22 protein-coding genes are annotated in these 22,514 nt (G+C 62.7%); 15 read left to right on the plus strand and 7 right to left on the minus strand.

Features of this window, described 5'->3' with window-relative positions; all coding sequences use genetic code 11:
- The first annotated feature begins 342 nt into the window (after positions 1-342).
- Together N2597_RS14340 and N2597_RS14345 are read left to right on the plus strand one after the other, a co-directional pair.
- Positions 343-804, plus strand: a complete 462-nt coding sequence (locus N2597_RS14340) for a tRNA (cytidine(34)-2'-O)-methyltransferase (protein WP_038690390.1) — start codon at positions 343-345, stop codon at positions 802-804.
- 192 nt (positions 805-996) lie between these two features.
- Positions 997-2,643: a Na/Pi cotransporter family protein gene (locus N2597_RS14345; protein WP_077990023.1), complete on the plus strand. Its 1,647-nt coding sequence runs from the start codon at positions 997-999 to the stop codon at positions 2,641-2,643.
- Positions 2,644-2,646: 3 nt separating this feature from the next.
- On the opposite strand, the gene N2597_RS14350 is transcribed toward N2597_RS14345, so the two are convergent.
- Positions 2,647-2,907, minus strand: a complete 261-nt coding sequence (locus tag N2597_RS14350; protein ID WP_038690394.1) for a hypothetical protein — start codon at positions 2,905-2,907, stop codon at positions 2,647-2,649.
- Positions 2,908-3,084: 177 nt separating this feature from the next.
- On the opposite strand from N2597_RS14350, the gene hemF reads away from it, so the two are divergent.
- The 3 genes from hemF to N2597_RS14365 all read left to right on the plus strand — a co-directional run bounded on the left by hemF (position 3,085) and on the right by N2597_RS14365 (position 4,663).
- A complete protein-coding gene (gene hemF, locus N2597_RS14355) occupies positions 3,085-3,996 on the plus strand; it encodes an oxygen-dependent coproporphyrinogen oxidase (protein ID WP_183597104.1) in 912 nt (303 codons plus the stop codon).
- Positions 3,997-4,099: 103 nt separating this feature from the next.
- A complete protein-coding gene (locus N2597_RS14360) occupies positions 4,100-4,363 on the plus strand; it encodes a hypothetical protein (RefSeq protein ID WP_038690398.1) in 264 nt (87 codons plus the stop codon).
- Positions 4,364-4,477: 114 nt separating this feature from the next.
- On the plus strand, positions 4,478-4,663 hold the full coding sequence (locus tag N2597_RS14365) for a DUF1059 domain-containing protein (RefSeq protein ID WP_010029983.1): 186 nt from the start codon (positions 4,478-4,480) through the stop codon (positions 4,661-4,663).
- Between the two features lie 71 nt (positions 4,664-4,734).
- On the opposite strand, the gene N2597_RS14370 is transcribed toward N2597_RS14365, so the two are convergent.
- From N2597_RS14370 to N2597_RS14380, 3 genes are read right to left on the minus strand one after another with little or no spacing between them, the layout of a single operon-like run.
- Positions 4,735-6,000: a CCA tRNA nucleotidyltransferase gene (locus N2597_RS14370; RefSeq protein WP_183597102.1), complete on the minus strand. Its 1,266-nt coding sequence runs from the start codon at positions 5,998-6,000 to the stop codon at positions 4,735-4,737.
- Entirely contained in the window at positions 5,997-6,647 is a 651-nt protein-coding gene (locus tag N2597_RS14375; protein WP_038690402.1) for a CoA pyrophosphatase, read from the minus strand. The genes N2597_RS14370 and N2597_RS14375 overlap by 4 nt, the downstream gene beginning before the upstream one ends.
- Positions 6,644-7,267, minus strand: a complete 624-nt coding sequence (locus N2597_RS14380) for a DUF1285 domain-containing protein (RefSeq protein WP_038690404.1) — start codon at positions 7,265-7,267, stop codon at positions 6,644-6,646. Before N2597_RS14380 ends, N2597_RS14375 begins: the two co-directional genes overlap by 4 nt.
- Positions 7,268-7,425: 158 nt before the next feature.
- Here N2597_RS14380 and N2597_RS14385 point away from each other — a divergent pair, with 158 nt between their 5' ends.
- From N2597_RS14385 to N2597_RS14405, 5 genes are read left to right on the plus strand one after another with little or no spacing between them, the layout of a single operon-like run.
- The gene (locus tag N2597_RS14385; protein ID WP_038690406.1) at positions 7,426-8,436 is read left to right on the plus strand and encodes an AAA family ATPase; all 1,011 of its coding nucleotides are present in this window, start codon (positions 7,426-7,428) and stop codon (positions 8,434-8,436) included.
- Between the two features lie 13 nt (positions 8,437-8,449).
- A complete protein-coding gene (locus N2597_RS14390; protein WP_009992953.1) occupies positions 8,450-9,370 on the plus strand; it encodes a DUF58 domain-containing protein in 921 nt (306 codons plus the stop codon).
- A complete protein-coding gene (locus tag N2597_RS14395) occupies positions 9,367-12,183 on the plus strand; it encodes a DUF4159 domain-containing protein (RefSeq protein WP_183597100.1) in 2,817 nt (938 codons plus the stop codon). The genes N2597_RS14390 and N2597_RS14395 overlap by 4 nt, the downstream gene beginning before the upstream one ends.
- 1 nt (position 12,184) lies before the next feature.
- Positions 12,185-14,257 carry a hypothetical protein gene (locus N2597_RS14400; protein ID WP_086156326.1) on the plus strand — a complete coding sequence of 691 codons (2,073 nt, stop codon included), beginning with the start codon at positions 12,185-12,187 and terminating at the stop codon, positions 14,255-14,257.
- Positions 14,258-14,261: 4 nt separating this feature from the next.
- Positions 14,262-14,678 carry a GNAT family N-acetyltransferase gene (locus N2597_RS14405; RefSeq protein WP_183597098.1) on the plus strand — a complete coding sequence of 139 codons (417 nt, stop codon included), beginning with the start codon at positions 14,262-14,264 and terminating at the stop codon, positions 14,676-14,678.
- Here N2597_RS14405 and N2597_RS14410 read toward each other — a convergent pair whose 3' ends face one another.
- Entirely contained in the window at positions 14,679-15,242 is a 564-nt protein-coding gene (locus N2597_RS14410) for a GNAT family N-acetyltransferase (protein WP_183597096.1), read from the minus strand.
- Between the two features lie 228 nt (positions 15,243-15,470).
- On the opposite strand from N2597_RS14410, the gene N2597_RS14415 reads away from it, so the two are divergent.
- On the plus strand, positions 15,471-16,457 hold the full coding sequence (locus N2597_RS14415; protein ID WP_183597094.1) for a glutathione S-transferase family protein: 987 nt from the start codon (positions 15,471-15,473) through the stop codon (positions 16,455-16,457).
- A 6-nt stretch (positions 16,458-16,463) separates the two neighbouring features.
- Here the strand turns inward: N2597_RS14415 and N2597_RS14420 are convergent, their stop codons facing one another.
- A complete protein-coding gene (locus N2597_RS14420; protein ID WP_096762332.1) occupies positions 16,464-16,943 on the minus strand; it encodes an NUDIX domain-containing protein in 480 nt (159 codons plus the stop codon).
- A 70-nt stretch (positions 16,944-17,013) separates the two neighbouring features.
- Between N2597_RS14420 and N2597_RS14425 the strand changes: the two genes are divergently transcribed.
- From N2597_RS14425 to N2597_RS14440, 4 genes are all read left to right on the plus strand, one after another.
- Positions 17,014-17,922, plus strand: a complete 909-nt coding sequence (locus tag N2597_RS14425) for a metallophosphoesterase family protein (RefSeq protein WP_038690418.1) — start codon at positions 17,014-17,016, stop codon at positions 17,920-17,922.
- A 156-nt stretch (positions 17,923-18,078) separates the two neighbouring features.
- Positions 18,079-18,639, plus strand: a complete 561-nt coding sequence (locus N2597_RS14430) for a tetratricopeptide repeat protein (protein ID WP_183597092.1) — start codon at positions 18,079-18,081, stop codon at positions 18,637-18,639.
- Positions 18,640-18,825: 186 nt separating this feature from the next.
- On the plus strand, positions 18,826-19,335 hold the full coding sequence (locus tag N2597_RS14435) for an RNA polymerase sigma factor (protein WP_039621278.1): 510 nt from the start codon (positions 18,826-18,828) through the stop codon (positions 19,333-19,335).
- A 1-nt stretch (position 19,336) separates the two neighbouring features.
- Positions 19,337-20,179, plus strand: a complete 843-nt coding sequence (locus tag N2597_RS14440) for an anti-sigma factor family protein (protein ID WP_183597090.1) — start codon at positions 19,337-19,339, stop codon at positions 20,177-20,179.
- Positions 20,180-20,495: 316 nt separating this feature from the next.
- Here N2597_RS14440 and leuA read toward each other — a convergent pair whose 3' ends face one another.
- Complete coding sequence (gene leuA, locus N2597_RS14445; protein ID WP_183597088.1) at positions 20,496-22,220, minus strand: 2-isopropylmalate synthase; 1,725 nt, start codon at positions 22,218-22,220, stop codon at positions 20,496-20,498.
- Positions 22,221-22,514: the final 294 nt, after the last annotated feature.

The raw sequence follows: 22,514 nt of genomic DNA on the forward strand, positions 1-22,514 counted from the left end.
GCCACCTGAGCGCACTGCAAGCACATATGGGAACCGAACGTTCAAGAGGCGAGGCTGAAACAGCCGCACAATGGATCAAAAGGGGATTTCAGGAAGAAACGCGCACTAGCGGCGCCATGTCGCCTTGATCGGCATCACGGCGGGAAAGCGCATAATGAGCAAAATATTCATGTCGGCCCTCCCTGCTGGTGATTGAAGACGTGCATCGATAACGCGAAAATCGCGAAATTTCCAGCCCCTTAATGGCGTAAATTGAACGTTTCTGGGCCAAAATGCGCCCTGTTGCAGCAGAATGCCGGTTGCTTTAGGTGTCTCGCATCCCGACGAAACAAACGGCGCATCATGACCGACCTCAGACTGGCACTCTACCAGCCGGATATAGCAGGCAATACCGGCACGATCCTGCGTCTTGCCGCCTGCCTCGGCTTCGCGATCGATCTGATCGAGCCCGCCGGCTTCGACGTTTCCGATCGCAACCTGAAACGATCGGGAATGGATTATATCGCCGCCGCCGCGCTGACCCGCCATGTCAGTTGGGATCGCTTCGAAGCATGGCGCGCCACGACCGGCCGCCGCCTGATCCTCGCTTCGACCAAGGCGGCGGATCGCTACACCGATTTCACCTTCCGTTCAGACGACATCCTGCTTCTCGGCCGGGAAAGCGCCGGCGTCCCGGACCATGTGCATGAAAGGGCCGATGCCCGTATCCTGATCCCTATGGTCGAAGGCCAGCGCTCCATAAACGTCGCCGTCTCGGCCGCGATGATCGTCGGCGAAGCGATGCGCCAGACCGTCTGGACTTGAGCGCGGCCAGCGCGGAATGGGCCCAAGCCCCGGAATGCGTCGGAAATTGACATTGCCAATCCGCCGGATCGGCCTATATTTATTAGCCGGGCAATCAAAAAATATCGCAGGACGGCTGCGATTTCAGCGGCTTGGAGAGGCGTCACTCAAGCCTGGTCTCGCCAACAGATGAAGGAAGAATAAAAACTAAAAATGGATTCCACGGTCATCATGATCAACCTGCTCGGCGCCGTCGCTTTGCTGCTGTTCGGCCTTGCGCAGGTCAAGGAAGGCGTAACCAGGGCCTTCGGCGCCCGGCTCAGAACAGGACTTGCGACCGGCACGCGCGGTGGTTTTCGGTCCTTTATATCAGGCCTAGTCGCAACCGTCGCTCTACAGAGCTCGACGGCAACAGCATTGATGACTGCCTCTTTCGTAGAGCGTGATCTGATCAGGCCGCGCATGGCGCAGATCGTCCTGCTCGGCGCCAATGTCGGCACCGCCATCACTGCCTGGATTGTCGCCACGGGGATTGAATGGCTCTCTCCTCTGCTAATCCTTGTAGGCATTGTTCTTTGCCGCAGCCGTTCCGGCACGAGCAGCGGCGGCGGTATCGCGCTTGTCGGGATCGGGCTGATGTTATTGTCGTTGCATCTGCTCGGCCTTGCGACGGAGCCGATGCGCACCTCTCCGGCTCTTGCCGCTTTCATCGGCCTGTTGGACGGCGCACTGCCCGTCGCGCTGCTGTTTTCGGCGGCACTTGCGTTCGTGTCGTCGTCGAGCCTCGCGGTCGTGGTCCTCATCCTGTCGCTCGCCTCCGCCGGCCTCATCTCCGCCGAGCTCGTCATCGTGCTGGTGCTCGGCGCCAATCTCGGCGGCGCAATCCCGCCCGTCGTCGCGACCTTGGGCGGCCCGGTTTCGGCCCGGCGCGTGACACTCGGCAATCTCGCCGTCCGCACGCTCGGCTGCCTGATCGCCTTGCCGCTGGCCGGCTATGGCGCCGACCTCATCCAGATGCTGCCCTTCGGCCCGGCTAAGCTGCCGGTCGACGCGCATCTCGCCTTCAATCTTCTGCTGGCCGCTCTCGCCTGGCCCTTCTCGAGACCGCTCTCCACTCTGATGACCCGGCTGGTGCCGGATCAGGCCGAGCCGGACACCGCCCCAAAATATCTGGATGCCCATGAACTTTCGACGCCTGTCATTGCTCTGACCAGCGCCACCCGCGAGGTGCTCGGCATCGGGGACCTCATTGAACGCATGCTGATGCGGGTCTCCGAGGCGTTTGAAGACAACGATTCATCCAAGCTTTCGGAAATTGCGGCCCTCGAAGAGCGTGTCGACAAGCTGCAGCAGGCGGTGAAGGTGTATCTCTCCAAGCTCGGTCGCGACGGCCTCAGCGACGAAAACGCCCGCCGCTCGATCGTCGTCATCGATTATGCGATCAATCTCGAACATATGGGCGACATCATCGAGAAGGGCCTGGCGGAACAGGTGGCGAAGAAGATTTCGCTCGCCCTGAAATTTTCCGAGGACGGCCACCAGGAACTAAGGAAGCTGTTCGATCTGACAATCGACAATCTGCGTGTCGCCCAGACCATCTTCGTCACCCGCGACTTCAATCTCGCGCGTCGGATGATGGAGACGAAGGTCGAGGTGCGCCGGATGGAAAAGCAGTCGGCCGAACATCATCTCGAACGCCTGCGCGACGGCCGTGCCGACAGCCTGCAGACGAGCTCGCTGCATCTCGACATGCTGCGCGACTTGAAGCGGATCAACGCCCATATCGTTTCGGTAGCGCATCCGATCATGGATGAAAGCGGCCTACTGATCGAAAGCCGCGTGCGGCCGGCAGCCGAGTGAGGGTCAATCGGCCGAAGGCAGGCGGCGCATCGTGAACTCGATCCGGTCGCCGTCGAGCTGGCGCCAGCTCTCCACCTCGGTCCAATAGGCCGCTTTCGGATATTCGTCGAACCATTCGCGCGCTTTGGCGCGTGCGTCGATCAAGCCGAGGCAATATGTCTGACGCACGAAATGGTCTTTCTTGCGGGTCGGATTTTCCGCCCGGTGTTTCGCCATTCTGCGCTTCAGGCCGTCGAAGGACGGAGGTCCTGGAATTTTCGCCATCAAACCTACCTCTGCAGAGGAAAGGTAGTATCGAAATCGCTGATTTGCGAGTCGAATCTTGGCTGCCATGCCCGTGCCCGCCGGCTTGGCGAGATGCGCCACCACCTGCTAAACCGGAGGTGCAATCAAGAATGAGCGAGTCGTTTCCCTAGCGGAGGTCGGCCGCTGGAGGCGCAAATGGAAAGACCGGAACTGCCGATCGGCTTGCCCGACGATATCGAGGAGAAGAAGGAGGCCGCCCGCAAGTGGTTCGAAGGGCTGCGCGATACGATCTGCGCCTCCTTCGAGGCTCTTGAAGACGCATTGGAAGGTCCGCTCTCCGATCAGGAGCCCGGCCGCTTCGTCGCCAAGGATTGGTCGCGCGAAAACGGCGCCGGCGGCGGCGGCCGGATGTCGATGATGGAAGGGCGCGTCTTCGAGAAGGTCGGCGTCCACACCTCCACGGTGTACGGCGAATTCTCGCCGGAATTCCGTGCGCAGATACCCGGCGCCAAGGACGATCCGCGTTTCTGGGCCTCCGGCATCTCGCTGATCGCCCATCCCGTCAACCCCAATGTCCCCGCCGTGCATATGAACACCCGCATGGTGGTCACCACAAGCCGCTGGTTCGGCGGCGGCGCCGACCTGACGCCGGTGCTGTCGCGCCGCCGCACCCAGGAGGACGAGGACAGCCAGCTCTTCCACAAGGCGATGGAGATCGCCTGCCGCAATCACGCCGTCGCCGACTACGATGCCTACAAGGCCTGGTGCGACGACTATTTCTTCCTGAAGCACCGCAACGAGCCCCGCGGCATCGGCGGCATCTTCTATGACTGGCTGCATTCGAGCGAGGAAATCGGCGGCTGGGACGCTGATTTCGCCTTCACCCGCGATGTCGGCCGGGCCTTCGCCATGGTCTATCCGAAGATCGTTCGTTCCAACTTCAACAAGCTGTGGACGGAAGCCGATCGTGACGAACAATTGATCCGTCGCGGCCGATACGTCGAATTCAATTTGCTGTATGATCGCGGCACGATCTTCGGCCTGAAGACCGGCGGCAACGTCGAGTCCATTCTCTCCTCGCTGCCACCCGTCGTACGCTGGCCGTGAGACTGTGAGATCTCATCGATAAATTCGAACCGAGGGACCTTCATAAAAATTCAGTGAGTCCTAACTTTATATGTACGTGCGTAACAATCGGAGGAGGATTGTCATGACGACACAAAGCGGCTCGCCTGCGTCGACGGATGTCCAGGAAACATTCCGTGCCATCGACACACCCGAGTTCCTGATACGCATCGCCGAGAAACTGCGGGCCAAGAGCGGCTCGGATCTGCCCCTGTCCTGCTTCATCGAGCAGGTCAAGTTACAGCTGGCCGGCGGAAAGTCGCCAGAGGAACTGCAGAACGACGCGGCCAACAGCAACACGCCCAGCCATCTCTCGGATTGCTACAAAGCCTGGGCGATGCCCGACTGAAAGACCTTCTCCGGTCGTCACCATCGCGCCGGCCGGAACCTTCCCTTCCTCCGTACATTTCATCAATCGCGCGCAAACGCGATGGCCGTTGTGTTTCAGACAGAGGAGAAGACCATGCGACTTTTCGAATGCGGAACGCTTGTTCCCGGCTGCGCTTGGCACACCCGGGCGGATAATGACGCGGAAGTGGTCCGCCGCGCCGTCGAGCACCTGAAGACCGCTCACGGCGAAACCACGATACGCGAAAACATGGTTGACAACATCAAGGCCCGCATCCGCGACGAAGCCACCGCCGCCTGACGGCCGGTGGCCGAGTCCTGGCATCAACGACGATAGCAGCGCCGCGTCCGCCGGACGCGACGACGGGTCATCTATTGCAAGCGTTCCCGCAACCTCGCGAGCAGTGCTGCTCGATCGGAAGCGAAATTCTCATCCACCCACTGATTTTCCAAGCTGCCAAGCAGTTCGCCAACGCGCGGGCCCGATGGGATGCCCGCCGCGATCACGTCTGCGCCATTCACCGGAAACTGCGGCTTTTTCCATTTCATGGCCCGATCCAGGAGCTTGCCGAGCCGCGCCGAGCGCGCCATCTCGCCGAGATCGCCCTCGGCCTTCCCCCGTGCGGCGCCAAGCGCCAGCTTCAGGCGCGTCATGATGCCGTCCGCACCGTTGCGGTAAAGCAGCTGCTCGAAGGCGGCCGACGACATTTCGTCGTTGACCGGTGCCGTCATCGCCCAGGCCTTGAGAGTGGCAGCTTCAGCATTCGAGAGCTTCAGCCGGGCCGCAAGCGCCTCCAGCCGCGCCGCGTCGGGCGGCACGATCGCGGCAAGCCGCAGCAGCGGATCGGGCGCCCAGCCGAGCGCCTTTTCGGTGGCGACCAGCGAAGGGATTGCATCGATACCCCATCGTTCCGATTCCGGCAGGATCTCCGTCAGCACCGCCACCTGCCGCATCCAGAGCAGCGCTCGGCCGGGATCGGCGGCGCCAAGCAGTTTTCTGAGCTCCGACCAGACGCGTTCGGCCGACAGCGTCTTCAGTTTCGAACGCGCCGCCGCGCAGGCCCTCAGACCTTCGGCATCCGGGCGCCCGGAACCGTAATAGGCAAAGAAACGGAAGAAGCGCAGGATGCGCAGATGGTCCTCGGCGATACGCTTTGCCGCATCGCCGATGAAGCGGATGTTGCGCGTTTCTATATCTGCAAGCCCGCCGACGAGATCGACCACCTCGCCTCTCGCATCGGCATAGAGCGCGTTGATCGTCAGATCCCGCCGCTCGGCATCGGCCTTCCAGTCGGTGCTGAAAGCGACTTTGGCATGGCGCCCATCGGTCTCGACGTCGGTTCGAAGCGTCGTCACCTCGAAGGGCTTGCCGTCGATGACAAGCGTCACCGTGCCGTGTTGCAGGCCGGTCGGCACCGCCTTGATACCGGCCGCCATTGCCCGCTCGATCACGATCTCGGGCGTCAGCGTCGTGGCGATATCGATATCGCTGACCGGCAGGCCCATCAGGCTGTTGCGCACCGCGCCGCCCACAACCCGAGCTTCCCCGTTCTCGGCCCCATCATCGTCGTTGAGAAGCGCAAGGATCCGGCCGAGCGCCGGGTCGCGGAACCATGCTTGGTCGGCAAGGCCGGTCATGCATAAAGCCTTTCATAGAGCGTGCGGACGATGCCGGCGGTGATGCCCCAGATCATCCTGGTTTCATAGGGCATGCGGTAGAAATGCCGGTCGATGCCGTCGATGACCCGCTTGTCGCGGCTGTGATTGGCCGGGTTCATCAGAAAGGAAAGCGGCACTTCGAACACATCGTCCACCTCCGCTGGATTCAGCGTCAAATCGAAGCCCGGTGTCACGACACCGAGCACCGGCGTGATGCGGAAGCCCGTCGAGGCTAAGTAGTTCGGCAGCCGCCCGACGGTTTCCACGAAGGAGCCGGCAAGGCCGATCTCCTCCTCCGTCTCGCGGACTGCCGCCATTTCGGGCGAGATATCTGCCGGATCGATCGAGCCGCCGGGAAAGGCGATCTGTCCGGAATGTTTGCGCAGTGTCGCCGTGCGTTTGGTGAAGATCACCTGCGCCTCCTCGCCGTCGTCGACGACGGGCACGAGCACTGCAGCATCGCGCAGCTTGAAGGTCTCGACCTCGGCGACAATATCGGGGTTGAGGACATGGTCTCCATGATCGCGCCAGGCATGGTCGACCGGTCCGCCATTCTGATTGAGCGCACGGCGGCGGAATTCAGCTGCGGAAAACAGCGGATAACGGTGGGTGATCGCATCGTTCATCGGGAAAGCGCATCCAGTTCGTCGGCCGGCATCACCGGGAAGACCTCGCCGGCGGAGCGGATCGCAAACATCGCCCGCCCCCTCACGTCGAGGATCTCACCGAGTGCGACCAGTTCATACATCACTGCACGCGACACAAGCGCCTCCAGCCGCCCGCGCACATGCAGATAGGGTTTCAGTTCGGCATTGCCGCCTGCAATGGCGAAACGCAGCCGATGCTCTCCTCCCGCCTCCACGACATCGCCGACATTGGTGCGAAATGTCAGCACCTGTTTGCCTTGCCCCTCCGTCACGCTCATCTCCACAGCGATGAACGGCGCGTCGACGACCCTTATCCCGACCTTTTCCACAGGAGTTACGAGATAGGTCTTCTGGTCCTCGTCCTTCCTCAAGACCGTCGAAAACAGCCGCACCAAGGCTGGCCGGCCGATCGGCGTGCCCATGTAGAACCAAGTGCCGTCGGCCCTGATCTCCATGTCGATATCGCCGCAGAAAGGCGGATTCCACCGGTCGACCGGCGCAAGTCCACGTTTTTTACCGCTGTGTTCCTCGGACGCGCGCGAAATCAGTGCGGCAAGTCCCGCCGCATCCGTCTGTCCGCTGATTTCCTCGGCTGCCATTCTTCCGTCCCGGTTTGTCCTTAACGAAGTGAAGTCACGAGATAGTCATTCGCAACGAACTTGTCAGCCCGTCGCATCTCCATAACTCTATCGAGTATGAGGCAGATGTATAAGTCCGCCGATTCGCTGCCGAATGAATTCAGCCGTTGGAGATGCCCGTGGGTATGATGAAGACCGAAGCCAGCCTCGATGAAAAGGCGATCGTCGCCGCCGCCGAGAAGGCGCTCTCTGATATCGCCGCCATCCGCACAGAAGTCTCTAAGGTGATCTTCGGTCAGGAAAGCGTCGTCGAGAACACCATTCTCGCCGTGCTCTCCGGCGGTCATGCCCTGCTCGTCGGGGTGCCCGGCCTTGCCAAGACGAGGCTGGTGACGACGCTCGGCGAAGTGCTCGGCCTTGCCGCCAACCGCATCCAGTTCACGCCCGATCTTATGCCTTCCGATATTCTCGGCTCCGAAGTCATGGACCAGGACGACAGCGGCCGCCGCTCCTTTCGTTTCGTCAAGGGCCCGGTCTTCGCCCAGCTCCTGATGGCCGACGAGATCAACCGCGCATCGCCGCGTACCCAGTCGGCGCTTCTGCAAGCGATGCAGGAATATCATATCACGATTGCCGGCCAGCGCTATGACCTGCCGGCGCCCTTCCATGTGCTCGCCACCCAGAACCCGCTGGAGCAGGAAGGCACCTATCCCCTGCCCGAAGCCCAGCTCGACCGTTTCCTGCTGCAGGTCGACGTCAACTATCCCGAGCTCGCCGCCGAGCGCCAGATCCTGCTCGAGACGACAGGCCTCGGCGAAACCCGGCCGCAGGCGATCATCGATGCGCAGCGGCTGATCGAAATCCAGACCCTGGTGCGCCAGATGCCGGTGGGCGAGACGGTCGTCGACGCCATCCTTTCGCTGGTCCGCTCCGCTCGCCCCGGACAGGGCAATGCGTCGACCGACAAGAACGTCGCCTGGGGTCCGGGCCCTCGCGCCGGCCAGGCGATGATGCTCTGCGCGCGCGCCCGCGCGCTTTACGAAGGCCGTCTCGCCCCATCTCTCGACGATGTCTTGGCGCTGGCCGAACCCATTCTCCAGCACCGCATGGCGCTGACTTTCGCCGCCCGCGCCGAAGGCATGTCGGTGCGCGACGTCATCGCCGGACTGGTGAAGCAGGCAAAGGGATAAGGAAGCCGGACGCGTGGCATCTATCGGACAGATCGTCAACCCGACGTCAGGCAGCGATGCCCTTTCCCGCGCCAGGCAGCGGGCCGCGCTGATGCCGGACTGCCTGGTGGAAGCCAAGCGCATCGCCAACACGGTGATCGCCGGCTGGCATGGCCGCCGCAAGCGCGGTATCGGCGAGAATTTCTGGCAGTTCCGTCCCTATGCCGAGGGTGAGAGCCTGTCGCGCATCGACTGGCGCCGCTCCGCCCGCGACGACCATACCTATGTGCGCGAGCGCGAATGGGAGGCAGCGCATACGATCTGGCTCTGGTGCGACATGTCGCCTTCGATGATGTACAAGTCGAGCTACGGCAGCGCCTCCAAGGAAAGCCGGGCGCTGGTCGTCATGCTGGCGCTGGCCGAAATCCTTTCTCGCTCCGGCGAACGCATCGGCTGCCCCGGCATCATGGAACCCGCCTCCACCCGCAATGCAGCAGAACGCCTCGCCTCCGCGCTGATGCACGCGCCGCTGACCGGCGGCCTGCCGGAAACGGGGATGATCCGCGGCTGGAGCGACCTCGTCCTCATCGGCGATTTCCTCGACGACGCGCCGGCGATCATGGAGCGGCTCGGCCCGCTTGCCCGCCGCGGCCTGCGCGGCCACGTGGTCGAGATATCGGACCCCGCCGAGGAAATCTTTCCCTATAGCGGCCGCACCGAATTCACCGATCCCGAGACCGGCGCCAAGCTGATCTCCGGTCGCGCCGAACATATCCGCGAGGCCTATCGCAACGCCTACCTCGCCCGCAGGGAGAGCCTCGGCCAGTCGCTGCGCCATCTCGGCTGGACCTTCACGACCCATCGCACAGATCACCTCGCCTCCGAAGCGCTGGTCGCGGTGCACATGTATTTGTCCGGCATGCCGGCCAAGGCGACGCATGGAGGGCAGCTATGAACGCCCTTCCCTTTGCTTTCGCCTATCCCGCCATTCTCGGCGCCCTCATCGCCCTGCCGGTGATCTGGTGGCTGCTCAGGCTGACGCCGCCACATCCGAAGAGCGAGATCTTTCCGCCGCTGAAGATCCTTGCATCGGTGCTGAAGCGCGAAGAGACGCCGGCCCAGAGCCCCTGGTGGCTGACGCTGCTGCGCATGCTGCTAGCCGCCACCATCATCTTCGCGATCGCCGATCCGGTCTTCAATCCGCGCACCGGTTCGCTCGCATCGGGCGGCCCGCTCGTCCTCTTCGTCGACAACAGCTGGGCCGCCGCACCCGATTGGGAGCGCCGCGTCCAGACCGCCGACGCGCTGATAGACGATGCCGAATCCGCCGGCATGCCGGTGTTGATCGCATTTACCGCCGATCCGACCAACGACGCTGTGCCCGGCACCGCCGCGGCCGCCCGCGACAAGCTGCGCGCCGCCGAGCCGCGGCCGCTGGTGCCGGACCGCGAGCGCGCCTTCCAGGCGCTGCGCTCCGCCCTGAACGGCATCAAGCCTGGCACCCTCGCCTTTCTGACCGACGGCGCCGCCGCCAAGGCCGACGACGCCACGGTACGTCAGCTAGCCGAACTCCAGCCCACTGATCTTCGCCTGATCGAGGGGGACGCCGCGCGGACGATTGCGATCACCGCGGCCAACAATACGGCCGATGCCATGACCGTCAAAGTCACGCGCCTCAACCCTTCGCATGCTGCATCCGTAGCGCTGAACGCCGTCGACAGCCAGGGCCGCTCAATCGCCAACGGCAGGGTGGACTTCCGTCCCGGCCAAAGCGTGGCAACGAGTTCGATCACCGCCCCCTTCGAGATGCGCAACGATTTCGCGCGCATCAGCGTCGACAATGGCGCGACGTCAGGCGCGGTCCATCTTCTCGACGACGCATTCAAGCGCCGCCGTGTGGTGCTGCTGTCGGGAGCAAGCGGGGATGAGTTCCAGCCGCTGCTGTCGCCGCTCTATTATATCCAGCGGGCGCTGCAGCCCTATGCGGATCTGATCCAGCCCGGCGATTCCGATCTTTCGGTCGCCATCCCGAAACTTCTCGCCAGCAATCCCTCGATCATCATCATGGCCGATATCGGTCGGCTGCCGGAGGACATCTACGAACCTCTGACGCGCTGGATATCGAATGGCGGCATGCTCTTGCGCTTCGCCGGTCCGCGCATGGCGGCAGCACCTGCCGACGACCCGCTCATTCCCGTCATTCTGCGGCAGGGAGAACGGGCGCTCGGCGGCACATTGTCCTGGAGCGAGCCGCAGTCGCTGGCCGAATTTCCAAATTTCGGGCCTTTCTCGGGCATAGCGCGTCCTGCCGACGTCGTCGTCAAGCGGCAGGTGCTTGCCGAACCCACGCCCGATCTTGCCGAACGCACCTGGGCGAGCCTCGCCGACGGCACCCCGCTCGTGACGATGAAGCAGCTCGCATCCGGCCAGATCGTTCTGTTTCACGTCACTGCCGAAGCGACATGGTCGGATCTGCCGATTTCGGGTACTTTTGTCGACATGTTGCGTCATCTCCTCCAGATATCGCGCTCGGGCGGCGTGACCCCGGAGGCCCGCGGCAATGCGCGTGTGGCCGAGACTCTGCCACCGTTCCGCATGCTGACGGCCAAGGGCACCCTCGTCTCCGAGACAGGTTCAGCGCGGCCGCTCACTCCAAAGGCCGGAACGGTGCCGACGGCAAATTTCGACAATCCGCCCGGGCTTTATGGTTCAGAAGAAGGTTTCACCTCGTTGAACGTGCTGCCGGAGGAGGCCGAACTGAAGCCGCTCGACACGGCAGGGACGACTGCCGTGCGCGAAGGCTTGATCGGCGGCGAAAGCTGGTCGGCAAAACCCGCGCTCTTTCTCGCCGCCTTTCTGCTGCTGCTGGCCGACAGCCTGATCGTCCTCTTCATGAACGGCGCCTTCTCGCGCTTGCGCCCGGCTGTCCGCACCATGAGCGTGATCGCAATCGCGCTCGGCGCTGGCTTCCTGCTGCAGCCCGGCACGCTGCACGCCAACGACTCTCAACCCGGCGACGACCTCATCTTGCAGCGGCTCGACAACACCCACCTCGCCTATGTCGTCACCGGCGAACAGGAGGTGGACAATATATCCGAGCGCGGCCTCGAGGGCCTCACCCAGTTCCTGACCTTCCGCACGACGCTGGAGCCGGCGCCGCCCGTAGGCATCGACCTCACCAAGGACGAACTCGCCTTCTATCCGATCATCTACTGGCCGGTTTCGGCAACGGCGCCAATGCCGTCATCGGCGGCGATCAGCCGCATCGACGCCTATATGCGCAACGGCGGCACCGTGCTTTTCGATACGCGCGATCAGATCAGCGCATTGGACAATGGCGGCAACGTCAGCGCCAACGGCCAGCGGCTGCAGGCGATCCTCGCCAATCTCGACATTCCGCCACTCGAGCCGGTGCCATCAGATCACGTGCTGACGAAATCCTTCTACCTCCTGTCGAGCTTTCCCGGCCGTTACGCCGGCAGCCCTCTATGGATCGAGGCCCGGCAGGGCGGCGGCCGTGAAGCGACCGAAAAATCGGCAGCGACGGCCGACGGCGTTTCGCCGATCCTGATCACCGGCAATGATTTTGCCGGTGCCTGGGCGGTCGACGACAACGGCGTGCCGATGCTGCCGACCGTGCCTTCCGACGAAGGGCAGCGCGAATATGCCTATCGTTCCGGCGTCAACATCATGATGTATATGCTGACCGGCAACTACAAGACCGACCAGGTTCATGTTCCCGACCTCCTTGAACGGTTAGGACAATGAGATGACCTTCGACTTTTCACCTTTTCTGCCCTGGCCGGTTCTGGCCGCGCTGGCCGCCATCGGCGCGATCATCGCCGTCTTCGCGATCTGGCGTGGCATCCGCGGCGCCTGGATCAGGACGCTGGCGGCACTCGCCCTGCTAACCGCGCTCGCCAATCCGGTGCTGCTGCAGGAGGACCGGGATCAGTTGTCGACGATTGTCCCCGTTCTCGTCGACCGGAGCCAGAGCCAGCAGACGCCTGACCGGGTCAAGATGACCGACGATGCGCTGGCAGCCCTGAAGGGCCAGCTCGCCCGCTTTCCTCAGATTGAGCCTCGCTTCATCGATGTCGAAGGCGACGTGAATTCCGACGTGCCGTCGACGCGCCTGTTCGAGGCGATGGCGGCCAACATCGCCGATGTCCCGCCGTCGCGCATCGGCGGCGCCATCATGTTGACCGACGGCGAAGTCCATGATGTTCCGGCCGCCAATCAGGCGCTGGGATTCGACGCGCCAATCCATGGCCTCATCACCGGCAAGGCCAACGAATTCGATCGCCGCATCGAAGTCATCAAGGGGCCACGCTTCGGCATCGTCAATGAGGAGCAGCAGGTCGTGCTGCGCGTCTTCGACGACGGCCCGAGCCCCGGCGGCACCGCCGACGTCACGGTGAAGCTCAACGGTGATGAAATCGCCACCCTGCAGGCGACACCCGGCCAGGATACGCCCTTCTCCTTCAAGGTGCCGGGCGGCGGCAGCAATGTGCTCGAATTCTCGGTCGCAGCACTACCCGGCGAAGTCACCACCGCCAACAACCGCGCCGTCCACGTCATCGACGGCATCCGCCAAAATCTGCGCGTCCTGCTGGTCTCCGGCGAGCCGCATGCCGGCGAACGCGCCTGGCGGAACCTCTTGAAATCCGACGCCTCGGTCGATCTCGTCCATTTCACCATTCTGCGCCCGCCGGAAAAGCAGGATGGCACGCCGATCAACGAGCTGTCGCTGATCGCTTTCCCGACACGCGAGCTCTTCATCGATAAGATCAAGGATTTCGACCTGATCATCTTCGACCGCTATCAGGACCGGGCGAATGTGCTGCCGATGCTCTACTACGACAACATCGCCCAATATGTGGAGAACGGCGGAGCGCTGCTGATCGCCGCCGGTCCGGAACATGCAAGCCCGGAATCGATTGCGATGACGCCGCTCGCCTCCGTGCTGCCTGCAGAGCCGACGGGCCGGATGATCGAGAAAGCTTTTTACCCCCGCCTCTCCGAGGAAGGCCGCAAGCATCCCGTCACCCGCGGCCTGGACGGCTCGGGTGAGGACCCGCCGCATTGGGGGCGCTGGTTCCGCAGCGTCGACGTCGAGCGGCCGCAGGGCGAGACGATCATGCTCGGCGCCGACAACCACCCGCTATTGGTGCTGAACCGCGCCGGCCAGGGCCGCGTCGCCATGCTGCTCTCGGATCAGGGCTGGCTCTGGGCCCGCGGCTTCGAAGGTGGCGGTCCGAACGTCTCGCTCTATCGCCGCGTTGCCCATTGGCTGATGAAGGAGCCGGCGCTCGAGGAAGAAGCGCTGACAGCGCGCGCCTCCGGCCGGACCCTTGAAATCACGCGCCAGACGATCGGCGACAATCCGGGCAACGCCACCGTTCGCTATCCCTCCGGCAAGACCGAAACCTTGCCGCTGACCCAATCCGAACCGGGCCTCTATAAGGCAGAGAAGCGGATGGACGAGATCGGCCTCTTCGAAATCCACAATGGCAAACTGTCGACCCTTGTCCATATCGGCGCCGTCGACGCGCCGGAATTCAAGGCGATGATCTCGACGACCGATGTGCTGAAGCCGGTCGTCGACAGGAGCAAGGGCCTGGTGACCCGCGTAGCCAGTGGAAAGGGCGCGATCAGCGTGCCGCCGATCCTACCGGTGCGCGGCCAGGTTCGCGTCTCCGACAATGATCGCATGATGATCCGCATGACCAGCGAGACGGTCTTGAAGGGCATCAATACGCTGCCGCTCTTTGCCGGTTTTGCCGGCGTCGGCATACTGCTGCTCGCCTTTGGCGCCATGTGGTGGCGCGAGGGGCGCTAATCGCATGCCGGAATTCGAGCTCGCCGCTGCGCCTTCGCCGGAGGAGCTTGCGGCGATCACAGATGCGCTTTCGGCCTTCAACAAGGCCGATGTCGGTCCCGCGGACCGGCGGCCGCTTGCCATCCTGATCCGCGATACGGACGGCAAGGTCACGGGCGGCCTATCCGGCTTTACCGCCTGGGGCTGGCTTTTCACCCAGATGCTCTACATCCCCGACACGTTGCGCGGCACTGGCATTGCGGGCAGGATCCTTGCACAAGCGGAGCAGGAGGCGAGAGCCCGGGGGTGCCGCGGCGCCTGGATCGACACGTTCAGCCCGCAGGCGCTGCGCGCCTATCTGCGCCAGGGTTATGAAGTCTTCGGGGAACTCGAGAATTTTCCCGAAGGCCGCACGCGCAGCTTTCTCCGGAAGATGCTCTGATCACGGGCGCCAGGCGATCACGCCCTTCAGCCGTTCATGCGCGCCCTCGGCGATCGGAACGACGAGCACACGACCGGGATCGACGGGACCCGGGAAGGTAAGCGCATTATAGGCGACCTTCTCGAAGCCGAGCGGGCCATAATAGGGCGGATCGCCGACAAGGATGACGGCTTCCGAACCGTTGCGCCGCGCCGCTTCCACCGCAATCCGCACCAGTTCCCGGCCGATTCCCATATTCTTGTGCGAGGGGCGCACGGCAAGCGGGCCGAGAAGATGGCCTTTCACCGCGCCGGCCAGAACCGGCGTCATCCGCACGGAGGCGATCGTTTCACCGTCGTCAGCGCAGATGAAGGAAAGCGAAAGGTCATGCGGTCCCTGCTCGCGAATGCGTGCGGCCGCCCGCGTGAAGCGGCCGGGGCCGAAGGCTTCTTCGTTGATGTGTTCGATGGCAGCGTCATGTGACGCGTCTTCAGTGAGGTAGACGAGATCGTGCTTGTACATGATGACAGAAACCGGATGGACAGATTGATGGGTCTCGAAAACGCCTTCGGCGTTCGGGAGCATCAGCGTCGTCGCGGGTTTCTGGAAATGAACATCAGTCAGAGATCCTAAAATCGTGAAAAGGCCGATAGCAGGAAAAATTTCCGTCGTCCAACGCAAAATGCACACCTGCAGCGCTCTGAATGATGCTGCGCGCGAACGGCGTGACGCACTGTTCAACCTTTATCACCTGCAAAGCCGCGCTATCTCAGGTAACTTCGGCTCCGACACGCAATCAAAGGAATGAAAATCATGGGAATGCTGGTGGACGGCGTCTGGCATGATGTCTGGTACGACATGAAGGAGAGCAATGGCCAATTCAAACGCCAGCCCTCACAGTTCCGCAATTGGGTGACGGCAGACGGCGCGGCCGGCCCCACCGGCAGCGGCGGCTTCCAGGCCGAGCCCGGCCGTTATCATCTCTACGTTTCGCTTGCCTGCCCCTGGGCGCACCGCACGCTGATCTTCCGCAAGCTGAAGAAGCTGGAGGAGCTGATTTCGGTTTCGGTCGTCGATCCGCTGATGGTCGAAAACGGCTGGGAGTTCAAGATCGGCGACGGCGCCACCGGCGATCACCTCTTCGGCGCGGCGACACTATGGCAGATCTACGTCAAGGCGAATCCACACTATTCCGGCCGCGCGACGGTGCCCGTCCTCTGGGACAAAAAAACCGGCACAATCGTCAACAACGAATCCGCCGAGATCATCCGCATGTTCAACAACGCCTTCAACGGATTGACCGGCTCGGAGGTAGATTTCTATCCGGAGGATCTGCGCGCCGACATCGATGCGATGAATGCCATGATCTACGACACCGTCAACAACGGCGTCTACAAGGCGGGCTTTGCCACCGCCCAGGAAGCCTATGCAGAGAATGTCGGTGAGCTGTTCGAAACACTCGACAGCCTCGACGAGCGCCTCGGCAAGGGCCGCTACCTCTTCGGCGACAGGCAGACCGAAGCGGACTGGCGTCTGTTCACGACGCTGGTACGTTTCGACGCTGTCTATGTCGGCCATTTCAAGTGCAATATCCGTCGGATCGCCGACTACCGGCACCTGCCAGGCTACATGAGAGATCTCTACCAGACGGCAGGCGTCGCCGAGACGGTGAACCTGAATCACATCAAGCAGCACTATTACCGCAGCCACAAGACGATCAACCCGACCGGCATCGTCCCCGTCGGCCCGGCGCTCGATCTCGACAGCCCGCATGGTCGTGCAAAGCCTTATGCGGCCTGAAGCCTTTCACCAGCGATGGTCGGGCTGCTGCTCGCCGCGAAGTTCGGCGAGGCGGCGATGTGTCGCCTCGGTCGTACCCTCGGGCAGGCTGTCGAGAGAAAAGAAGCCGCTGTCGGAAATCTCCCAGTCTGGGGGGCGCGGTGCCGTCTGCTCGACGGTTGCCCGGTAGAACACGACATGGTCGCGCCGGGTGGTTGTCGTGTTGAAATAGACCTGGATCAGCTGCGGCTTGCCGATGATCCTGAGGTTACCCTCCTCGCGCAACTCCTTGGTCAGCGCTTCCTCGACCGTCTCGTTGCGTTCCAGCCCGCCGCCCGGCATATGCCAGCCGCCGACATAGCTGTGGCGGACGAGAAAAATCCGCCCCTCCGCATCGAAGCAGGCGGCTCTGACACCCATCGTCATGCCCCGGGCGAAGGAGAAATAGACATGCAGGAGGCGCAGGGCCGTCCTGATATGAAGGGGCCGGTTTTCTTTATCCACCATTGCTCCGTTTCAGCTCTTCATCGCGCCGGATGTGTTTGATTTGTCAATAAGCTGGTCTATGTCTCGTAGCATGTTCAAGCTCGCGCATATTTCCGACGTCCATCTTGGGCCGTTGCCCCGTCTTTCCATTCAAGAGCTGTTTTCAAAACGCATAACGGGCTTTGTGAACTGGCATCGAAATCGGCGCAAGCACCTTTTCGGCAGCACGCTCGATCTGCTGCTCGATGACATCCGTGCCCATCAGGCCGATCATCTGGCCGTCACCGGCGACCTTGTCAATCTGGCGAGCGGCATCGAAATCCGCGCCGCGGCCGCCTGGCTGCGCGCGCTCGGCGATCCCGCCGAAACATCGGTCGTTCCCGGAAATCACGACGCCTATGTGCCGGGCGCCTATGAGAAATCGATGCGGGCCTGGTACGACTATGTCCGTGGCGATCTCGCCCCGGCGCAATGGCAGGAAGACCGGCATATCTTTCCCTATCTGCGCGTCCGCGGCAAAGTCGCGATCGTCGGCTGCTCGACGGCGGTCGCCACCCCTCCCTTTGCCGCCTCCGGCTTCTTCGGCGCCCGCCAAGCCCGCGATACGGTGAACATGCTGCGCGCGGCCGGCGAAGCTGGTCTCTTCCGCGTCGTCATGATCCATCATCCGCCGATCCGCGGCGCCACGACCTTCTACAAGCGGATGATTGGCATCCGCCGCTTCGCCGCGGTGATTTCCACCGGCGGCGCCGAACTTGTATTGCATGGCCACACACACCTGAACACGCTGCACTGGCTGCGCGGCCAGGTGCAGCCGGTGCCCGTCGTCGGCATCGCATCGGCCTCGCAGGGACCCGGCAGCATCAAGCCCGCCGCCGCTTACAACCTCTTCTCGATCGACGGCTCTCCCGGTGCCTGGGAGCTAAGCGGCGAGCGCTTCAGCCTGAACCGGGCCGGCGACGCGGTGATTCCGGAAAGCGTTGATATTTTCGCGCCTTAGCGACTGATCCGGACTCCTTTGATTCAGTACTTGAATCGATCTGCGAAGACATCGGATCATCGTCGCAACATTTGCCATAGAGGTTTCTTACCCTCTTGGTATTTTCGGCGGTAAGCGTACAATCCGCGCAACTGCATCGCCAAACGGAGCCCGCTCATGATCTCCTCCTTCCATCGCCTTGGCAGAATCTCGCTGGCCGCCGGCTTCGCTTTCGGCATCGCCACGGCCGCCTTCGCGGTCGGCGGCGGCAACGACGACACCAACCCGCCGCCGAAGACCGAGACGACCAAGACCTGCACCGGCGGCAAGGTCTGGGACAAGACCAAGAAGGAATGCGTCACGCCGAAAAAGAACAGCTTCAACGACGACGATCTCTACAAGTTCGCTCGCGAATTTGCCTATGCCGGCCAGTATGAGAACGCCATCACCGTGCTCAATCTCGCCCGCAACCAAAACGACCCGCGCATCCTGAACTATCTCGGCTATTCCAACCGCAAAGCCGGCCGCATGGAGCTAGGCATGTCCTATTACCGCAAGGCGCTTCAGGCCGATGAGAACTACATCCTCGCCCGCTCCTACATGGGCATGGCGCTGGCCGAGCAGGGAGACATCCAGGGCGCCCGCGTCCAGCTCGTCGAAATCCGCGATCGCGGCGGCGAAGACACCTGGGCCTATCGCGCTCTGCTGCAAAGCTTGAACGGCTACAAGACATATTGACGCAAGCTTTGCGGGCTAGATTACGAAAATTCCCTGGGAAAGGGGACTGCAAACGGCCGGTTGCTTGCGAAGTGGAGGAGAGTTGTTCCATAAAGCGCATGCATTACCGGCGACAATAAAGCCGGATTCGCGTCCGATCGCGGAAGCGTCGCCCGAGAAAACACTGTGAGTGCTCCTGGATAGACAATGCGTCAGCCCGCAACGACCATCGACCTCCGCCGCGATCTAGTCGGCCTTCTGCCGCGCCTTCGCCGCTTCGCAATCACGCTCGCGGGCGAGGCGACTGCGGCCGACGAACTTGTCCAGGCCGTCTGTCAGCGGGCTATCTCAAAGGGTCATCAGTGGAGCGGCGAAGGCCGGCTGGAAAGCTGGATGTATACGCTTGCCCGTCAGCAATGGGGCGACGACAGCCGCAAACGCAAGCCTAAGGCTTCCGTCCGCGGCAACGTCACAGATATTAGAGAGGCCGCGCGCGAACGCTCGGCCTCGGTCGATCCCGACGCCATTCATCGCATGATCGCCGATATGCCGGACGGCGTCTCCTCGATCTTCCTGCTCGTCGACGTTGAAGGCCATAGCTACCAGCAGGCGGCCGACATCATGGGCATTCCGGCGGCAACCGTCGCCTCGCAGCTCGCCACCGCAAGGCTGCATTTCGCAGGCCTTGCCGGCACCCACCCGATCCACAGGTACTGAATTGCTCGATCTCAGGAAAATGTCGCTCGAAGCCCAGCTCACCGCCCTCCTCGATGGCGAAGTCTCGCCCGAACAGCGCCACGAACTGGAGCAGCGCCTGGCAAATGACGAGAATGCGCGCCGGCTGCATGAAAAACTGCGCCACGGCGCCGACTTCGGACGCCGCCGCCTTGACGACGTCCTGAAGGAGCCGGTGCCGCTCGCTCTCGTCCGCTCGATCAAGAGCACGCAGCCGCCGAAGACGCCGATCGCCCAGCGCGCCACGCGCCCGCAGGTGAAGCTGGCGCCGAGCGGCCCGCAGGCGCTGGCCGCCGCCCTCATCCTCTTCGTCCTCGGCTGCGGCATCGGCTACTTTGCAGGCACCACCCCGGACGCGGACGAAATCGCAACCACGACCTCAACCTCAGCGCCGGCCAATACCAGCGACTGGCTCGGCGATGTCACCGCCTATCAACGCCTGCTGATCCGCCAGCCCCGTCACCTCGTCGAAGTGCCTGCCTCGCAGGCCGAGGAAATTTCCAGCTGGCTGACGACGGCGATCGGCGTGCCCTTCCGCGTGCCGGATCTCAGCGCCAAGGCATGGACCTTCCAGGGCGCCCGCGTCATTCTCGTCGACAACCGCCCTGTCGGCCAGCTCGTCTACTCCAATACCGACGGCGACATCATCGCCATCTGCTTCCGCAAGGACGCGCAGCCGCCGGAAACCGATGACTTCAAGGAAACGATCAGGGACGAGATCGGCCTGGTAACCTGGCACAATGCCGGCACTTCCTACGTACTCGCGGGCCCCTCCTCGGAAGCGACACTCGGCCAGCTCGCCATGGAAATCGCCACGGCGATCTGATGCGAGCTGTCTTCTGTGGCGAATGGTTACCGCTGGCGGAGATGAGGTGACACCATGGCAAAGTCGACCATCGGCACCAGCTGCCCCCCCGAGGGGAGAAGAGATACGCCGCAACGTATCGATTCCCTCTTCTCCCCTCGGGGAGAAGGTGCCCGATAGGGCGGATGAGGGGGTGAGCGGCCGCGAATGCACCGAGCCCAAGCGAAGGGCATCCTTGACCGGAGCGCCACGCTGAGGCGCGGAACGACGCTAGCGATATTGGACTGCATCCTTAGGCCGCGCCGCAGGAAGCGATCGCGGCCTGAAGCCTATCTGATCAGGCCTTGCCGGCCTTCACCTCGAGCACCCGGTTGGCGGCCGAGACGATCGCCTCCAGCGAGGCCGCGACGATGTTGGTATTGATGCCGGCACCGAAGAGCTTGCCTCCTGGATACGAGCTCTCGACGTAAGAAATCGCCGCCGCGTTCGACCCGTGCTGCAGCGAGTGCTCGGAATAGTCCTCGACCGACATTTCGATACCGAGATAATGCGACAATGCATTGATGAAGCCGTCGATCGGACCGTTGCCGCGCCCTTCGATGCGCTTGATCTCGCCATTGTCCGATATCTCGGCGGCGACGATCCGCTGACCCTTGCGCTCCGTATCGGGATAAGTGTGGTGATCGACGAATTTGAGGCGCGCTTCGGGCTGCGTCACGTATCGTTCGATGAAGCGGTCATAGATGCGCTTCGAGGGAAGCTCCTTGCCCTCCACGTCGGTGATGCGCTGGATGTCCTCTCGGAACTCGACCTGGAGATTGCGCGGCAGGTTGAGCCCATAATCCTGCTGCAAGATATAGGCGATGCCGCCCTTGCCGGACTGCGAGTTGATGCGGATGATCGCCTCGTAGGAGCGACCGACATCGCGCGGATCGATCGGCAGATACGGCACTTCCCAGACCGGATCGTTGGCGACCTGTGCCGCCTTCATGCCCTTGTTGATTGCATCCTGGTGCGAACCGGAGAAGGCCGTATAGACCAGCTCGCCGACATAAGGGTGACGCTCGGAAATCGCCATCTGGTTCGAATATTCGAACACCTCCTTGATGCGCTCGATGTTCGAGCAGTCGATGCCGGGATCGATGCCTTGCGTGAACATGTTGAGCGCCATGGTCACCACGTCGACATTGCCGGTGCGCTCACCATTGCCGAACAGCGTACCCTCGACGCGGTCGGCACCCGCCAGCAAGGCGAGTTCGGCGGCGGCGATGCCGGTGCCGCGATCGTTATGCGGATGCAGTGAGACGATCAGGTTCTCGCGGTTGTCGAGGTTGCGGCACATCCATTCGATCTGGTCGGCATAGACGTTCGGCGTCGCCATCTCGACGGTCGACGGCAGGTTGATGATGAGCTTGTTGTCGGGCGTCGGCTTCACCACCTCGATGACGGCATTGCAGATCTCCAAAGCCACTTCGAGCTCAGTGCCGGTAAAGCTCTCGGGAGAATATTCGAACCGGTAGCCGCCGCCCGCCTTGGCGGCCATATCGGTGATCATCTTGGCGGCGTCGACGGCGATCTGCTTGATGCCCTGGACATCCTTGGCGAAAACGACGCGGCGCTGCAACTCGCTGGTCGAATTATAGAAATGCACGATCGGCTGGTTTGCCCCTTCCAGCGCTTCGAAGGTGCGGGTGATGAGTTCAGGCCGGCACTGCACCAGCACCTGCAACGAAACGTCTGCGGGAACATTGCCCTCCTCGACGCACCAACGGGCGAAGTCGAAATCGGTCTGCGAAGCCGAGGGGAAACCGATCTCGATTTCCTTGAAACCCATCTCCAGCAGCAGATGGAACATGCGCGCCTTGCGGTCATGGCCCATCGGATCGACGAGCGCCTGATTGCCGTCGCGCAGGTCGACCGAGCACCAGACAGGCGCCTTGGTGATTGTTTTCGTCGGCCAGGTGCGGTCGGGAATGCTTACCTGCGGATAGGGCCGGTATTTCAGCGCGGCCTCGGGCATGCCCTTGGCACCTGCGGAGGATCGGCTGGTGGTGTTGTCCATTGTCTTGTCTCCTCGTCCCGGCATTTGTCCCGCCTCTTAGCCGATCGCATCGGGCTTGGCGATAAACAAATGCGGACCTTCGTCGGTCGTTAGGTCAATTGTGAAAGTGAGTCGCGAGGAGCGATGGCCGGGCGGGCTTTCGGCCGCCGGGCGCTCCTCAAAGGACCCGGCAACCGCGCGTAAGGCCGAGGAGAAGAAGCGAGGTCAGGGCGCGCGATACGTCACGCAGGGCGATGCGGCCGCGTGCAATCGTGTCGGAAATCTTGGCGCCAGAGCTCTTCATGGCCGCGCTTA

The organism is Rhizobium sophoriradicis (assembly GCF_025200795.1).
Classification (GTDB): Bacteria; Pseudomonadota; Alphaproteobacteria; order Rhizobiales; family Rhizobiaceae; genus Rhizobium; species Rhizobium sophoriradicis.

What these genes read in the sequence shown, in the direction of transcription:
- N2597_RS14410 (WP_183597096.1), bottom strand. Translation starts at nt 15,242, where the DNA reads ATGCTCCCGAACGCCGAAGGCGTTTTCGAGACCCATCAATCTGTCCAT.
- N2597_RS14420 (WP_096762332.1), bottom strand. Translation starts at nt 16,943, where the DNA reads ATGGTGGATAAAGAAAACCGGCCCCTTCATATCAGGACGGCCCTGCGC.
- N2597_RS14405 (WP_183597098.1), top strand. Translation starts at nt 14,262, where the DNA reads ATGCCGGAATTCGAGCTCGCCGCTGCGCCTTCGCCGGAGGAGCTTGCG.
- N2597_RS14350 (WP_038690394.1), bottom strand. Translation starts at nt 2,907, where the DNA reads ATGGCGAAAATTCCAGGACCTCCGTCCTTCGACGGCCTGAAGCGCAGA.
- N2597_RS14430 (WP_183597092.1), top strand. Translation starts at nt 18,079, where the DNA reads ATGATCTCCTCCTTCCATCGCCTTGGCAGAATCTCGCTGGCCGCCGGC.
- N2597_RS14345 (WP_077990023.1), top strand. Translation starts at nt 997, where the DNA reads ATGGATTCCACGGTCATCATGATCAACCTGCTCGGCGCCGTCGCTTTG.
- leuA (WP_183597088.1), bottom strand. Translation starts at nt 22,220, where the DNA reads ATGGACAACACCACCAGCCGATCCTCCGCAGGTGCCAAGGGCATGCCC.
- N2597_RS14370 (WP_183597102.1), bottom strand. Translation starts at nt 6,000, where the DNA reads ATGACCGGCCTTGCCGACCAAGCATGGTTCCGCGACCCGGCGCTCGGC.
- N2597_RS14415 (WP_183597094.1), top strand. Translation starts at nt 15,471, where the DNA reads ATGGGAATGCTGGTGGACGGCGTCTGGCATGATGTCTGGTACGACATG.
- N2597_RS14400 (WP_086156326.1), top strand. Translation starts at nt 12,185, where the DNA reads ATGACCTTCGACTTTTCACCTTTTCTGCCCTGGCCGGTTCTGGCCGCG.
- N2597_RS14395 (WP_183597100.1), top strand. Translation starts at nt 9,367, where the DNA reads ATGAACGCCCTTCCCTTTGCTTTCGCCTATCCCGCCATTCTCGGCGCC.
- N2597_RS14340 (WP_038690390.1), top strand. Translation starts at nt 343, where the DNA reads ATGACCGACCTCAGACTGGCACTCTACCAGCCGGATATAGCAGGCAAT.
- N2597_RS14380 (WP_038690404.1), bottom strand. Translation starts at nt 7,267, where the DNA reads ATGGCAGCCGAGGAAATCAGCGGACAGACGGATGCGGCGGGACTTGCC.
- N2597_RS14375 (WP_038690402.1), bottom strand. Translation starts at nt 6,647, where the DNA reads ATGAACGATGCGATCACCCACCGTTATCCGCTGTTTTCCGCAGCTGAA.
- N2597_RS14425 (WP_038690418.1), top strand. Translation starts at nt 17,014, where the DNA reads ATGTTCAAGCTCGCGCATATTTCCGACGTCCATCTTGGGCCGTTGCCC.
- N2597_RS14360 (WP_038690398.1), top strand. Translation starts at nt 4,100, where the DNA reads ATGACGACACAAAGCGGCTCGCCTGCGTCGACGGATGTCCAGGAAACA.
- N2597_RS14435 (WP_039621278.1), top strand. Translation starts at nt 18,826, where the DNA reads ATGCGTCAGCCCGCAACGACCATCGACCTCCGCCGCGATCTAGTCGGC.
- N2597_RS14365 (WP_010029983.1), top strand. Translation starts at nt 4,478, where the DNA reads ATGCGACTTTTCGAATGCGGAACGCTTGTTCCCGGCTGCGCTTGGCAC.
- hemF (WP_183597104.1), top strand. Translation starts at nt 3,085, where the DNA reads ATGGAAAGACCGGAACTGCCGATCGGCTTGCCCGACGATATCGAGGAG.